This is a genomic window from Gaoshiqia hydrogeniformans (genome assembly GCF_049347105.1).
GTDB classification, from domain to species: Bacteria; Bacteroidota; Bacteroidia; order Bacteroidales; family Prolixibacteraceae; genus Gaoshiqia; species Gaoshiqia hydrogeniformans.
Genome location: NZ_CP186334.1, coordinates 2,608,342 through 2,625,814, shown reverse-complemented (window position 1 = coordinate 2,625,814; position 17,473 = coordinate 2,608,342). Strand labels below are relative to the sequence as shown.

Annotated in this window: 1 protein-coding gene; it reads right to left on the bottom strand. The window is 52.2% G+C overall.

All coding sequences use genetic code 11. From position 1 onward, the window contains the following. Positions 1–25: 25 nt before the first annotated feature. On the bottom strand, positions 26–16,819 hold the full coding sequence (locus ACOIT5_RS10385) for an HYR domain-containing protein (protein ID WP_423130402.1): 16,794 nt from the start codon (positions 16,817–16,819) through the stop codon (positions 26–28). Positions 16,820–17,473: the final 654 nt, after the last annotated feature.

Genomic DNA, 17,473 nt, shown 5'->3' with positions numbered 1-17,473 from the left:
TTGTTTTCAATCCTCTCTCCTTTTTTTAGTAAGAAACCATGACAAAACCTCTGTCCAGTTCACCATTGCCCCGATCAAGGATATACAGGTATACCCCCGGTTCAACCCGGCGCCGTGAATTCTGATGGTGTTTGGTCGATTCGCCGTTCCAGTGAGCCTCTTCGTAACTTCTCCAAACCGTCTGGTTGCCGTAATTTTTCTTTTCATACAACTGGTTACCCTGCTTGTCGAAAATCATCAGCTTGGCATCCGGATATTTCTGAATACAGTAGATCTGGAAATAGTCGTGTAGTCCGTCGCCGTTTGGTGAGAAACCATCCGGAATGAAGAATTCACACTCTTTATCCTGTCCTGGAGGCAATATATCAATATTTACACGAGCCTGGCCACAGTAAACGTTACATGGATCGCCGTCATCGCAAACCGAGTAGGAGAATTGGTCTTTCCCCATAAAGTTTGAACTCGGGGTGTAAACCAATTCAAAACTTTGGTTAACGCTAACCATGCCATGTCTCGGGTTATCCACGATTCTGATCGTGGTCGGATCAATCATTCCGTTAGGATCAAAATCGTTTTCCAGAACCGGCATTGACCTGGTGGTATTTACTTCAACCACATAGCTGTCGTCAACAACCTCAGGCGCTATATTATCCGGGACAACTTCGAGGTGCAGGATCGCCAGATCATAACAACCGTCCGGCGTTTCGATCTTACTTTCGTATGTACCGCCCCGTTGAATGGTATGTTCGTACCAACTGTACGGGAGGTCTTGTTCACAAAGTACTTCACTGGTCACATACTGTGCCTTATCCTGTCCGATGATAAATAGTTCCATGACTGACGAAGCTGCCTCACAATTACTTGACATATTTTGAGCAGTCAGTGTCAACAGGGCCGCGCCGGTCGCAATATCCTCCGGACCGGGCAGGTACCGCGGGTTCAGCATATCCGGCCGTACAAAACTACCGTCGCCACTGGTGGTCCAGGATACACGGGAGTAGTTGGCGGCGGTTGCGTCGCTCATAAAAATGTCGTCGCCCAGGCAAATAATTTGCCGGTTACCGGCAAAGGCAGTTGGCTCGGGCGCCGGTTCAACCGTAATGATGTGCGATATGCTCAATTCAAATCCGCATTCATCCGTCGCGGTGTAATCAACGGTAATGATACCTCCGTTACAATCATCCCATTTTGCCGTCAAAACAGCCGGGATGGACCCGCTTACCAGGCAAGCGCCTGATTCGTAGTTTGAATAGGTGGCATTTGGAGCTGAGGTATAGGTTTCGGCCTGTTTCCAGGTCAATGAGGCCGGCAGTGACCCCGGCAAGCTCACGCTTGGCTCCGGCGCCGGTAAAACGGTGATCACATGGGAAACGGTCATTTCGTACCCGCAATCATCGGTTTTGGCATATTCAACAGTGATGAAACCCCCGTCGCATTTAGTCCATTCCGGAATAAGTTTCGCCTGAATGGAACCGCCGGTCATACAGGTGCCGGTTTCATTATTGGTGTAGTTTGCATTCGGTGCAGACGTATAGGCTCTTGCCTGGTCACAGCTTAAGGTATCGGGCAGGGCAGGTAACGTCACCACCGGCGCCGGCGCCGCCAAAACGGTGATCACATGCGTTTCTGTCAGAACAAATCCGCATTTATCGGTCGCTGTATACTCAACGGTAATGATCCCTCCGGAACATTTATCCCAAGCCGGGATCATTTTTGCCGGAACGGCGCCGCTCAACAGGCAGGCTCCGGTTTCACCGTTGGTGTAGGTTGCATCCGGGGCTGTCCGGTAGGCATCTGCTTCAGAACAGCTTAAGGTATCCGGAAGAGTAGCTGACAAACTTATTTCCGGTTGCGTCGGCGGGTTAATGGTAAATAAGGCGCCGGCAGAGGCAGTTTCGCAAAGATCCGTGATGTGGTAGGTTACCGTTACACTTCCTCCGCATATATCAGGCGCCGAGGGCGTCCCGTAATTACCTACCGGGTTGCATCCTCCGGTATGCCCAAAACGACTCAACCATTGAGCAAAGGTGGTATTAAGTTCTGCCTGCGACACAAAATCGCATGCGTTTATGGTGGTATCTGCAGGCTGACTGACAATCAGGGCCGGCGCCGGGCTCAATTCAAAGGTAGCGTTAACCGAAATGGTATCGCAAAGATCAGTTACGTCCAGCGTCACATTCACCGTTCCCCCAACGCATAACTCAGGCGCGTTTGCCTGACTGAGAGAAACCACCGGATGACAGCCTCCGCTAACCCTGAACTCACTCATCCATTGGGTGAACGTGCGATCGAGCTCTTGCTGCGAAGTAAAGTTGCAGGCCGAAAGCAGCTGATCTGCCGGTTTGGTTACAGAAAGCGCAGGCGCCGGGTTAACTGTATAACGCGATTGGAATATCGTGGTATCACACAGGTCCGTAAGCATCCAGTTCACAATAGCTGTGCCGCCGGTACAAAGATCCGGAACCAGAACGGATGCCAAATCATTTGTCAGTTGCCTGTTACATCCGCCTGACAGGTTAATTTGATTTCCGATACCGGCTATCCATGCCGCAAATCCGTTGTCCAGACTCTCTTGGCCGGCATAATCACAGGCATTGACAGCAATATTGATATCAGATACCTGCGGCAAAGATGAAGGCGGATTAACCGTATAACTTGCAGATACCGATTCATTCCGGCATACATCGCTTACCAACATGGTCACCGTAACGCTGCCGCCGCAAAGCCCGGGAGCAGTTGTAGAACTAAGCGTTTCAACCGGGTTGCATCCGCCGGTAACCGTAAATCCGTTCATCCACTCCGCGAAAGCGGCATCAAGCTCTGCCTGGCTGGCAAAAGCACAGGTGCTAACCGTGGTATTCGATGGTTTTGAAACCACCAGTTCAGCCGGAGGCGTCAAAATAAAGTTTGCCTGCACCGAAGTGTTTACACAAAGGTCGGTCACATTCATCACAACCGTTACGGTCCCGCCGGTACACAGATCAGGCGCGGTTGTTGTGCTGAACTGCGAATTCGGGCTGCAACCTCCGGCTACAGCAAATCCGGTCAGCCACTGAGCAAACAAGGCATCTAATTCTGACTGCGACGTGAAGTTGCATGTGCTTACCGTGGTATCTGAGGGTTGACTCAAGCTCAATTCAGGGGCAGGAATCAGTTCAAACGTCGCGTTAACCGAAGTATTCATACAGAGATCGGTCACATCCATGACCACCGTTACTGTTCCTCCAGTGCATAAGTCAGGCGCTGTTGTCGTGCTGAACTGTGAATTCGGGCTGCAACCTCCGCCAACCGAAAATCCGGATATCCACTGGGCAAATGCGGTATTCAGCTCTGCCTGTGAGGAGAAGTTGCAGGCATCTGCGGTCATATTGTCCGGTTTTTCCACGGTTAGTTCAGGAGACGGAATCAATTCGAATGTCGCCTGAACAGACAGGTTACCACAAAGGTCTGTTACATCCATCACTACAGTCACCAAGCCTCCGGCACACAATTGTGGCGCCATGTTTGTGCTGAACACAACATCCGGGCTGCATCCTCCGGAAACCGTGAATGAAGCCAGCCACTGTGCAAAAGCCTGATCCAGGTCGGCTTGTGTAGCAAAATTACAAGCATCAACGACTGTATTTTCCGGGATGGCATATGTTAATACGGATAACCGTGGATCAATCGTAATTGTTTGCTCACAGCTTACTGTATTTCCGCAGTAATCAGCAAGTTCGTAAGTACGGGTCACTGTTTCCGGACAAGTCTGATGATCGCTGATCTCGCTGATTAGTTTAAATGACGCCGGATCGACCGCGCAGTTATCGGAAGCAAAGCCTCCCGCTGCGGTAAATTCGGCAAAGTTTGCGTAAGCCGGTTGCTCACTTAGGTCGCAAACAGCAGTCAAGGCTGCCGGACAAGTCATCACCGGATTCGTTTTGTCCCCTCCCGAATATGTAATCCGGATATCCTCAGCAGCGTTGCCGCAACCATCGGTAATGTGATAAACGTAAGTTACGGTCCAACTGCAATCGTTGCCGCTTGGCGTACCCGACTTGGTTACAACAATATCGTTACTGCAATTATCGGTGTACAGAACAGCAATCTCATCCACTGCAGGTCCTTCAGGAATCGCGCCAAAGCAAAGATCCATGTCTGTTTCTCCCTCCGGAATAATCGCCGAAGGATCCATTACCGGGGCCTGGGTGTCGCGTACCGTGATGGTTTGCGTATGCACGCTTACATTCCCGCAGTTGTCATCTGCTGTCCAGCTGCGGATCAGCGTGTAACTTCCCGCGCAACCGGCATCCTCATTGGTTTTGATTTCAGCGTAGCTGATCTGAACATCTCCGTCACAGTTGTCCGTGGCCGTAATATTGGCCGGGGCTGCCGGTACTTCACTGCACTCAACGGTGATATCTGCCGGCATGCTTACGGCCCAAACCGGGGCCTGGGTGTCAATCACGGTAATGGTTTGCGTATGCATGCTTATATTCCCGCAGTTGTCATCTGCTGTCCAGCTGCGGATCAGCGTGTAACTTCCCGCGCAACCGGCATCCTCATTGGTTTTGATTTCAGCGTAGCTGATCTGAACGTCTCCGTCACAGTTGTCCGTGGCCGTGATATTGGCCGGGGCTGCCGGTACTTCGCTGCACTCAACGGTGATATCTGCCGGCATCGCTACGGCCCAAACCGGGGCCTGGGTGTCTGTTACGGTAATGGTTTGCGTATGCACGCTTATATTCCCGCAGTTGTCATCTGCTGTCCAGCTGCGGATCAGCGTGTAACTTCCCGCGCAACCGGCATCCTCATTGGTTTTGATTTCAGCGTAGCTGATCTGAACATCTCCGTCACAGTTGTCCGTGGCCGTGATATTGGCCGGGGCTGCCGGTACTTCGTCGCACTCAACGGTGATATCTGCCGGCATCGCTACGGCCCAAACCGGGGCCTGGGTATCGCGTACCGTGATGGTTTGCGTATGCACGCTTATATTCCCGCAGTTGTCATCTGCTGTCCAGCTGCGGATCAGCGTGTAACTTCCCGCGCAACCGGCATCCTCATCGGTTTTGATTTCAGCGTAGCTGATCTGAACATCTCCGTCACAGTTGTCCGTGGCCGTGATATTGGCCGGGGCTGCCGGTACTTCGCTGCACTCAACGGTGATATCTGCCGGCATGCTTACGGCCCAAACCGGGGCCTGGGTATCTGTTACGGTAATGGTTTGCGTATGCACGCTTACATTCCCGCAGTTGTCATCTGCTGTCCAGCTGCGGATCAGCGTGTAACTTCCCGCGCAACCGGCATCCTCATCGGTTTTGATTTCAGCGTAGCTGATCTGAACATCTCCGTCACAGTTGTCCGTGGCCGTGATATTGGCCGGGGCTGCCGGTACTTCGCTGCACTCAACGGTGATATCTGCCGGCATCGCTACGGCCCAAACCGGGGCCTGGGTATCTGTTACGGTAATGGTTTGCGTATGCACGCTTATATTCCCGCAGTTATCATCTGCTGTCCAGCTGCGGATCAGCGTGTAACTTCCCGCGCAACCGGCATCCTCATTGGTTTTGATTTCAGCGTAGCTGATCTGAACATCTCCGTCACAGTTGTCCGTGGCCGTGATATTGGCCGGGGCTGCCGGTACTTCGTCGCACTCAACGGTGATATCTGCCGGCATGCTTACGGCCCACACCGGGGCCTGGGTATCTGTTACGGTAATGGTTTGCGTATGCACGCTTACATTCCCGCAGTTGTCATCTGCTGTCCAGCTGCGGATCAGCGTGTAACTTCCCGCGCAACCGGCATCCTCATCGGTTTTGATTTCAGCGTAGCTGATCTGAACATCTCCGTCACAGTTGTCCGTGGCCGTGATATTGGCCGGGGCTGCCGGTACTTCGTCGCACTCAACGGTGATATCTGCCGGCATCGCTACGGCCCAAACCGGGGCCTGGGTATCGCGTACCGTGATGGTTTGCGTATGCACGCTTATATTCCCGCAGTTGTCATCTGCTGTCCAGCTGCGGATCAGCGTGTAACTTCCCGCGCAACCGGCATCCTCATTGGTTTTGATTTCAGCGTAGCTGATCTGAACATCTCCGTCACAGTTGTCCGTGGCCGTGATATTGGCCGGGGCTGCCGGTACTTCGTCGCACTCAACGGTGATATCTGCCGGCATCGCTACGGCCCAAACCGGGGCCTGGGTATCGCGTACCGTGATGGTTTGCGTATGCACGCTTATATTCCCGCAGTTGTCATCTGCTGTCCAGCTGCGGATCAGCGTGTAACTTCCCGCGCAACCGGCATCCTCATCGGTTTTGATTTCAGCGTAGCTGATCTGAACATCTCCGTCACAGTTGTCCGTGGCCGTGATATTGGCCGGGGCTGCCGGTACTTCGCTGCACTCAACGGTGATATCTGCCGGCATGCTTACGGCCCAAACCGGGGCCTGGGTATCTGTTACGGTAATGGTTTGCGTATGCACGCTTACATTCCCGCAGTTGTCATCTGCTGTCCAGCTGCGGATCAGCGTGTAACTTCCCGCGCAACCGGCATCCTCATCGGTTTTGATTTCAGAGTAGCTGATCTGAACATCTCCGTCACAGTTGTCCGTGGCCGTGATATTGGCCGGGGCTGCCGGTACTTCGCTGCACTCAACGGTGATATCTGCCGGCATCGCTACGGCCCAAACCGGGGCCTGGGTATCTGTTACGGTAATGGTTTGCGTATGCACGCTTATATTCCCGCAGTTATCATCTGCTGTCCAGCTGCGGATCAGCGTGTAACTTCCCGCGCAACCGGCATCCTCATTGGTTTTGATTTCAGCGTAGCTGATCTGAACATCTCCGTCACAGTTGTCCGTGGCCGTGATATTGGCCGGGGCTGCCGGTACTTCGTCGCACTCAACGGTGATATCTGCCGGCATGCTTACGGCCCACACCGGGGCCTGGGTATCTGTTACGGTAATGGTTTGCGTATGCACGCTTATATTCCCGCAGTTGTCATCTGCTGTCCAGCTGCGGATCAGCGTGTAACTTCCCGCGCAACCGGCATCCTCATCGGTTTTGATTTCAGCGTAGCTGATCTGAACATCTCCGTCACAGTTGTCCGTGGCCGTGATATTGGCCGGGGCTGCCGGTACTTCGTCGCACTCAACGGTGATATCTGCCGGCATCGCTACGGCCCAAACCGGGGCCTGGGTATCGCGTACCGTGATGGTTTGCGTATGCACGCTTATATTCCCGCAGTTATCATCTGCTGTCCAGCTGCGGATCAGCGTGTAACTTCCCGCGCAACCGGCATCCTCATCGGTTTTGATTTCAGCGTAGCTGATCTGAACATCTCCGTCACAGTTGTCCGTGGCCGTGATATTGTCCGTGGCTGCAGGTACTTCGTCGCACTCAACGGTGATATCTGCCGGCATCGCTACGGCCCAAACCGGGGCCTGGGTATCGCGTACCGTGATGGTTTGCGTATGCACGCTTACATTCCCGCAGTTGTCATCTGCTGTCCAGCTGCGGATCAGCGTGTAACTTCCCGCGCAACCGGCATCCTCATTGGTTTTGATTTCAGCGTAGCTGATCTGAACATCTCCGTCACAGTTGTCCGTGGCCGTAATATTGGCCGGGGCTGCCGGTACTTCACTGCACTCAACGGTGATATCTGCCGGCATGCTTACGGCCCAAACCGGGGCCTGGGTGTCAATCACGGTAATGGTTTGCGTATGCATGCTTATATTCCCGCAGTTGTCATCTGCTGTCCAGCTGCGGATCAGCGTGTAACTTCCCGCGCAACCGGCATCCTCATTGGTTTTGATTTCAGAGTAGCTGATCTGAACGTCTCCGTCACAGTTGTCCGTGGCCGTGATATTGGCCGGGGCTGCCGGTACTTCGCTGCACTCAACGGTGATATCTGCCGGCATCGCTACGGCCCAAACCGGGGCCTGGGTGTCTGTTACGGTAATGGTTTGCGTATGCACGCTTATATTCCCGCAGTTGTCATCTGCTGTCCAGCTGCGGATCAGCGTGTAACTTCCCGCGCAACCGGCATCCTCATTGGTTTTGATTTCAGCGTAGCTGATCTGAACATCTCCGTCACAGTTGTCCGTGGCCGTGATATTGGCCGGGGCTGCCGGTACTTCGTCGCACTCAACGGTGATATCTGCCGGCATCGCTACGGCCCAAACCGGGGCCTGGGTATCGCGTACCGTGATGGTTTGCGTATGCACGCTTATATTCCCGCAGTTGTCATCTGCTGTCCAGCTGCGGATCAGCGTGTAACTTCCCGCGCAACCGGCATCCTCATCGGTTTTGATTTCAGCGTAGCTGATCTGAACATCTCCGTCACAGTTGTCCGTGGCCGTGATATTGGCCGGGGCTGCCGGTACTTCGCTGCACTCAACGGTGATATCTGCCGGCATGCTTACGGCCCAAACCGGGGCCTGGGTATCTGTTACGGTAATGGTTTGCGTATGCACGCTTACATTCCCGCAGTTGTCATCTGCTGTCCAGCTGCGGATCAGCGTGTAACTTCCCGCGCAACCGGCATCCTCATCGGTTTTGATTTCAGCGTAGCTGATCTGAACATCTCCGTCACAGTTGTCCGTGGCCGTGATATTGGCCGGGGCTGCCGGTACTTCGCTGCACTCAACGGTGATATCTGCCGGCATCGCTACGGCCCAAACCGGGGCCTGGGTATCTGTTACGGTAATGGTTTGCGTATGCACGCTTATATTCCCGCAGTTATCATCTGCTGTCCAGCTGCGGATCAGCGTGTAACTTCCCGCGCAACCGGCATCCTCATTGGTTTTGATTTCAGCGTAGCTGATCTGAACATCTCCGTCACAGTTGTCCGTGGCCGTGATATTGGCCGGGGCTGCCGGTACTTCGTCGCACTCAACGGTGATATCTGCCGGCATGCTTACGGCCCACACCGGGGCCTGGGTATCTGTTACGGTAATGGTTTGCGTATGCACGCTTATATTCCCGCAGTTGTCATCTGCTGTCCAGCTGCGGATCAGCGTGTAACTTCCCGCGCAATCGGCATCCTCATTGGTTTTGATTTCAGCGTAGCTGATCTGAACATCTCCGTCACAGTTGTCCGTGGCCGTGATATTGGCCGGGGCTGCAGGTACTTCGTCGCACTCAACGGTGATATCTGCCGGCATCGCTACGGCCCAAACCGGGGCCTGGGTATCGCGTACCGTGATGGTTTGCGTATGCACGCTTATATTCCCGCAGTTATCATCTGCTGTCCAGCTGCGAATCAGCGTGTAACTTCCCGCGCAATCGGCATCCTCATTGGTTTTGATTTCAGAGTAGCTGATCTGAACATCTCCGTCACAGTTGTCCGTGGCCGTGATATTGGCCGGGGCTGCCGGTACTTCGTCGCACTCAACGGTGATATCTGCCGGCATCGCTACGGCCCAAACCGGAGCCTGGGTATCGCGTACCGTGATGGTTTGCGTATGCACGCTTATATTCCCGCAGTTGTCATCTGCTGTCCAGCTGCGGATCAGCGTGTAACTTCCCGCGCAATCGGCATCCTCATTGGTTTTGATTTCAGAGTAGATGATCTGAACATCTCCGTCACAGTTGTCCGTGGCCGTGATATTGGCCGGGGCTGCCGGTACTTCGCTGCACTCAACGGTGATATCTGCCGGCATCGCTACGGCCCACACCGGGGCCTGGGTATCTGTTACGGTAATGGTTTGCGTATGCACGCTTATATTCCCGCAGTTATCATCTGCTGTCCAGCTGCGGATCAGCGTGTAACTTCCCGCGCAACCGGCATCCTCATCGGTTTTGATTTCAGAGTAGATGATCTGAACATCTCCGTCACAGTTGTCCGTGGCCGTGATATTGGCCGGGGCTGCCGGTACTTCGCTGCACTCAACGGTGATATCTGCCGGCATCGCTACGGCCCAAACCGGGGCCTGGGTATCGCGTACCGTGATGGTTTGCGTATGCACGCTTATATTCCCGCAGTTATCATCTGCTGTCCAGCTGCGGATCAGCGTGTAACTTCCCGCGCAACCGGCATCCTCATTGGTTTTGATTTCAGCGTAGCTGATCTGAACATCTCCGTCACAGTTGTCCGTGGCCGTGATATTGGCCGGGGCTGCCGGTACTTCGTCGCACTCAACGGTGATATCTGCCGGCATCGCTACGGCCCACACCGGGGTCTGGGTATCTGTTACGGTAATGGTTTGCGTATGCACGGTTACATTCCCGCAGTTATCATCTGCTGTCCAGCTGCGGATCAGCGTGTAACTTCCCGCACAATCGGCATCCTCATTGGTTTTGATTTCAGAGTAGCTGATCTGAACATCTCCGTCACAGTTGTCCGTGGCCGTGATATTGGCCGGGGCTGCCGGTACTTCGTCGCACTCAACGGTGATATCTGCCGGCATCGCTACGGCCCAAACCGGGGCCTGGGTATCTGTTACGGTAATGGTTTGCGTATGCACGCTTACATTCCCGCAGTTGTCATCTGCTGTCCAGCTGCGGATCAGCGTGTAACTTCCCGCGCAATCGGCATCCTCATTGGTTTTGATTTCAGAGTAGCTGATCTGAACATCTCCGTCACAGTTGTCCGTGGCCGTGATATTGGCCGGGGCTGCCGGTACTTCGTCGCACTCAACGGTGATATCTGCCGGCATCGCTACGGCCCAAACCGGGGCCTGGGTATCTGTTACGGTAATGGTTTGCGTATGCACGCTTATATTCCCGCAGTTGTCATCTGCTGTCCAGCTGCGGATCAGCGTGTAACTTCCCGCGCAATCGGCATCCTCATTGGTTTTGATTTCAGAGTAGCTGATCTGAACATCTCCGTCACAGTTGTCCGTGGCCGTGATATTGGCCGGGGCTGCCGGTACTTCGTCGCACTCAACGGTGATATCTGCCGGCATCGCTACGGCCCAAACCGGAGCCTGGGTATCGCGTACCGTGATGGTTTGCGTATGCACGCTTATATTCCCGCAGTTGTCATCTGCTGTCCAGCTGCGGATCAGCGTGTAACTTCCCGCGCAATCGGCATCCTCATTGGTTTTGATTTCAGAGTAGATGATCTGAACATCTCCGTCACAGTTGTCCGTGGCCGTGATATTGGCCGGGGCTGCCGGTACTTCGTCGCACTCAACGGTGATATCTGCCGGCATCGCTACGGCCCAAACCGGGGCCTGGGTATCTGTTACGGTAATGGTTTGCGTATGCACGCTTACATTCCCGCAGTTATCATCTGCTGTCCAGCTGCGGATCAGCGTGTAACTTCCCGCGCAACCGGCATCCTCATTGGTTTTGATTTCAGCGTAGCTGATCTGAACATCTCCGTCACAGTTGTCCGTGGCCGTGATATTGGCCGGGGCTGCCGGTACTTCGCTGCACTCAACGGTGATATCTGCCGGCATCGCTACGGCCCAAACCGGGGCCTGGGTGTCTGTTACGGTAATGGTTTGTATGTGGGTAATGGTGTTGCCGTATTCATCCGTTGCAATCCAGTTACGCGTCAGGGTATAAGTATCTGCACACGGCCCGTCCGTTCTCTCTTCATCATACCTGACATCAACCTGAATATCACAATTATCTGTAGCCGTAATATCAGCCGGAATAAGGGGTATGTCGTCACATTCAACAGTCGTATCTGCCGGCATACTTTGCGCCCAAACCGGATCTTCGTTATCGACAACAGTTACTGTTTGCTCACAATGATTTTCATTTCCGGAAGCATCTGTAACCGTCCAGATTATCGTAGTTGTGCCTACCGGATAAATTCCGCTTGCATCATTGGTTCCGGTATAACTGTTTATAATGGTATAACCTTCATTACAGGGATCGTATACTTCGGGGGTAGGAATAGGAACATAAATTTCGCATACGCCGGGAGCTGCATCAAACGGCCCGATCGGATCAGGGCATCCGTAAGTAAATTCAGGCTTTACCAAGTCTTTAATCCATACGGTAAATGAACAGGTTATTGAGACTCCGGATGAATTGGTCACCGTGTAGATCACCGTTGTCACGCCCACCGGGAAAGTCATTCCGCTTACAGAACCGTTGCCGGAAGCCGTGCTGCCGTCCGGGAAAGTCATCTCGTAGGTAAGGACCGGGGTTGAGCAATTATTGGTGTAAACCGGATCATCCATATAAACACTTTCCAGTTCACAATTATCGGTCGTTGTGGTTTGTTCCACATTTTCCGGGCAGAACGTAATGACCGGGGCCTCATGATCAATCACCTCCACCAACAGTTCACAGGTGGTGATATTACCCGAAGCGTCGGTGATCGTCCAAATGACAGTGGTTGTACCCACCGGATAAAGTCCGCTGGCATCGGCTGTTCCGGTATGACTGTTCGTCACGGTATAACCTTCGTTGCAGGGATCGGTTACCTCAGGCGCCGGAACATTTACAAAGACCTCACATTCACCGGCAGGAACGACAACACCTAAAATATCATCCGGACAGCCGTTAGTCAGTTCAGGAGGAAGCAGGTCTTTCACCCAAACATTGAAACTGCAGCTTGTTGAGTTATTGGAAGCATCCGTTACCGTATAAGTAACAGTTGTCACTCCTACATTAAAGGTAAATCCGCTTACTGATCCCGCGCCGCTGCCCGTCGTTGCCCCTGACATGGTATAGGTCAGGATTGGGTTGGGACAGTTATCGGAATAAACCGGGTCAGGCATTTCAAAATTGACCAGGAAACAGTCTCCCGGCTCTGCCGTATCTTCCTGATCAGAAGGACAGGTCAGCTCCGGAGCCTGGACATCATTAACCGTAATCGTTTGGGTACAGGTGGTTGAGTTTCCGGAAGAGTCGGTGACTGTCCAGGTTATTACAGTCACTCCAACCGGATAATTACCGCTGGCATCGTTCGGGGATATCCCGTAGGGAGAATCGTGCGTGATGGTGATCTCCTGCCCGCAGGGATCATAGGCGTCTGGTTGTGGTACAAGCAGGTACTGCTCACATTGGTCAGGAGCAGCATTGGCCGTTAAATCGTCAGGACAAGTTTCGATGACCGGATTGGTTTGATCTTCCACCGTTACGGTAAACGAGCAGCTTGCCCTGTTCCCTGCCTGATCGGCAACGGTATATGTAACCACCGTAGTTCCTACATTAAATACCTGACCGTTGACATCATTGATCCCGGTGCGGGGACTGATCCCGGTAGTAGCGCCGGTCATCATCCAGATTTGTAAAACAATCCCGCAATTATCGTCAGCAATGGGCGGTTCAATGGAGGTTACCGGCACATCACAATCGCCCGGCTCGGCCGTAGCTGTGACATCCGGAGGACAGACAATAGTCGGCGGTTGATTATTGTCATAAATATTGACATTCTGAAGACAGGTCGCCTTGTTACCACAGGCATCAGAAGCAGTCCAGGTAACCACCGTTTGCCCCACGGGGAATTGCGCCGGCGCATTATTCGTCCAGGTTACTGAAGAACAAAGATCGACTGCGCTTGGAGTTCCCAACGCCACGTTGGTCGCATAACATTCTGCATCGTCCGGTTCGCCAATTACCGGTGGCGGACAACTGGCAATAATCGGCGGCTGGGTATCTGTGACCGTGAATGTAGCCACGGTTTGACTGGTATTGTTACAATCATCCGTTACAAAGAAGGTGACAGTAATCCGGTTATCACAAGGATTGCCGCTCCAGTTCAGGGGATCATAGTTATTCGTCCAGGTCAACGACCTGTCACAGTCGTCGGAAGCCGTCGCCCCTCCCCTGGTAGCCAGCCAGTTATTAAAAAATGAATTATCATTCGGATCATTCCCAAAACATTCCGCCTCCCCGTCTTGCGCCTGACGCGATATGTTTGGAGCCTGCGTGTCAATCACATGAATATAAGCTACAGCGCTCCCTTCGTTACCGCATTTATCAGTAGCCAGAAATGTTACCGGCAAACTGGTACCGCAGGCCATGTTGATACCGGAATAATCCCAATACACCGGAATGGAGCTGCCATCGTCGTCGAGAGCGTAAGCGCTGTTTAGCCAGTTATTAATTTCCTGATAGGCTGTCGGACCGTTACATTCAACGGTGAGGTCGCCATCGGGCGGACCAAATACCGAAGCTGGAGTGGTATCGTAAATCACATCGAAGTTGAACACCTTTGATCCGCAGGGAACCCCGTCATCCAGGTCGGTCACCCTGATGGAATATTGCCCGTCGCTATCTGGAGTATAACTGTTAGACCCGGTGTAGATTGGCGTACCAACAGCATCATAGCCATTGAACCACTCGAACTGATACGCCGCGTCAATCGGGCTGATCTGGGCAACCAAGGGAGGAATATCATCTTCGCACACCATCGTGGGATCGTTATCCCAAGCCAATTCGATCAGGGGCCTTACATTAACGGTTATCGTATCGCAGTCCATCCCCAGGTCGTTACAGGAGTTGGTCCCGATATACCCGCAAACTTCATATTTAATAACAGGCGGAGAATTCACATCGGCATAAAAGAACGGATTGGGATCCGTCAGGCTGGAGAGGTAATGGTTATACTGGCCGGGCGTACCGGGCCAAACACTGTTCCACATCGCCTGGTTCTCAATTCCTTCGGTAAAAAGCTGTTGCGAACATTCCATGCGTGTGGTTATACCCTCGGCGGCTACAACGCCCGGAACCGACCTGAACGTATAATCTTCGGGGTTGGCTCCCGGCTTACAGAAGGTAAACAGGTGGAATTGTCCGGTTGGCAGACAAACAATACCATTAATAATTTTTACATCACGGCAATCAACATCCCACTCGTGAGGTTGAGGAGTTGCCCCGTTGATGGATATCTCTATACCAATAGCATCTTTATGCAGGATAATATTGAAAGCAATACAGCGATCGTTAAATTTTGCATCGCAACAGGTACCGTTTCTGATGGTTGAAGGCACGGTGAACTCCGCGTAAGGATCATTCGACATGTCTACAAAAAAGAAATTTACCCCGTCCAGACAGGGTGAACAACCGCACTCGTCGGCAATATAGATTTCCTGCGTAACCTCCGTGTCATTTCCGCAGCCATCGGTCACCCGGTAATACCGGGTTAACCGGTTCGGACAATAACCGGGTTTTTCCTCGAGCCCATGGGCTATTTCGTCAAACACGATAAAACTAACAGAGCCGCAATTATCTGAAACGGTATTGCCATCGGCGATAAATGCTGCCAGGTTTGTATAAGCAGGCGGAATATCGCCGGGACATTGCACGTAAAGGTCCTGCATAAAAACTTCAGGCTTTTGGGTATCTCTGGCCAGGATCGTTTGGATCGCCGTCACGCTGTTACCGCTGCAATCAGTAGCGGTCCAGTTTCGTAAAATCGTTAAGTTCTGCGGACAGGAGCCGGCAGTGACATCATCCGTATAGGTAATGAGCACAGTCCCGCCGCAATTATCGGTGGCTGTCGCCTGACCGGTAAAGGCCGGACCGGTATTTCCGCTGCAATCCACCACAGCAGTAGGTGGAATGCTCAGGATCGGCTTTGTCTGGTCGATTACAGTAATGGTCTGGTCTTGTGAAGAGCTAAGATTCGTTTCGTCGGTCACTGTCCATGTACGGACGAAACTGTAGGTTCCCGGACAAGCCCCCGGAACCGGTTCACTATCCTCGTACTCAACCGTTATTCCCGAAGGATCGGAACAATTGTCGAAAATATTATACGGGAACCCGGTGACAGCCGGCCCCGTGCTTGCCGTGCAATCGGCTCGCAACGGAACAGTCGCCGGGGCCGGAACCGTGAAAGTGGGTGGCAGATCGTCTCCCCCCATGTATATGGTAACCGGGGCTGTCGGCTCTGAATAACAAGCTTTTCCGTTACTGGTTGTTGAAACCGTGATCCTGCGGAACTGGGTATTCTCAAAAACGACCGGCGGATCAAGATCAGCATTCGGCCCCCCGTATACCTGGGTCCAGTTTACGCCATCGGTTGATTTTTCCCAGATGTATGATATCTCGGCTGAGCCCGTTCCTTCGGTGACCGACGTGATCGTGGCCGGCGTTTCGCCCGGGCAAATGGCCTGGTCGCCGGAGATAGCTCCCGGAGTCGGCAGAGGATAGACCGTAATAAAAACAAATGTTGGGGGGTTGTCAAAATTACTACATCCGTTAGCCGTTGCTATTACCTGGTAAACAACGGTACCGGCAGAAGTGGTATAGTTGGTAAAATTTTGTACAATGACGGAGCCGCTCCCGGTGTCGCCGGTTTTCACTTCGGTGACCCTGGTTACCGAAAGGACCGACCAGGTAAAGGTGGTACCCGGTACTGTTCCTGTCAGGACAGCAGTCGCCGTTTCACCGGAACAAATGGATTGTGAAGTCGGGGTAGCTGTGGCTGTTGGCTTAGGTTTTACAAAAATACTTACGTCGATGGGGGTTCCGTAAGTCCCTTCATATTCAGGGGTGATGGTGTAAATGACTTCCCCCGCGATGGCCCCTGTTGCATTCAGGGTTTGCAGAATGGAGTTCCCCGAACCGGAAGAAGCCCCGGAAGCGCCGTACTGGACAGCGGTCCATGAGAAGTTGGTAGCGGGAATGGAACCGGAGAGCGTTATATTGGTCGCCGTGCCGGAGCAAATAAAATCTGAAGCCACGGTAGCTGTTACCGTAGGCACCGATTCACCGGCGCCGGTCATCCGGGCATCAGGCCCGGCCAGACTAACATCCGGATCGTCAACAGAAAAACCGGTTGCCTCCTGATACCATAACGGTTCGGCAAAACGAGTGATCTGACCGACCGGGCGATCACTCTGTGTGGAAACAGCAAATACGCTTACCTGATTTAAGACTAACCATGCCCCAATGATCGTCTTAAAAAAACTCCATCTATTTCTTGTCATACGTAGAAAATTAGCCTTGCACTTCTGTAAATTCATGTCATTACCCCTGATTCCTCAGGACCTGACCGTTGCAATACCATCTACATGCTGATTTGATACAAGTTCTTGAAAAAAAACAACTTGACAGTTATCACGTTCAAAAAGTTATCGACAATGAACTATTGATAAGTTTTGTGTGTATTAATTCATAAGAAGTATAAGTATCGCCATATCAACACATTAATGATTTATCAGTCATACTTAAATAAAAAACAATCAGCATTAACGACGATGCCATGATCGTTAAAACCGATGAACTTCAGCTTTAATTAGATAAAGCTGCCAAACTAATTACTCTCGTAACGGATTGTTCTTCTGATGCATAGGTTCACAATTATTGTTATTATCAAATCTTTTTCATGAACCGCATTCATCAACCAACCAGGCAAGTTTTCTCATAATCAGGACGATTATGTTGTGCCAGTTTATTACTGTCCTCGTGTATTAATCGCTAAAATACACATTTGGTAACCCAATAAACGAATTATTTCACAAAATATTTTTCAACGACCTGTTTAAAATTATGTTTTTCGGCAAATAAAATCACGAATACGCCTTCTCCCGGACAAAAATCAAAAATGATCAGACAGGTATCATAAAAAAATCCGGCTTGCG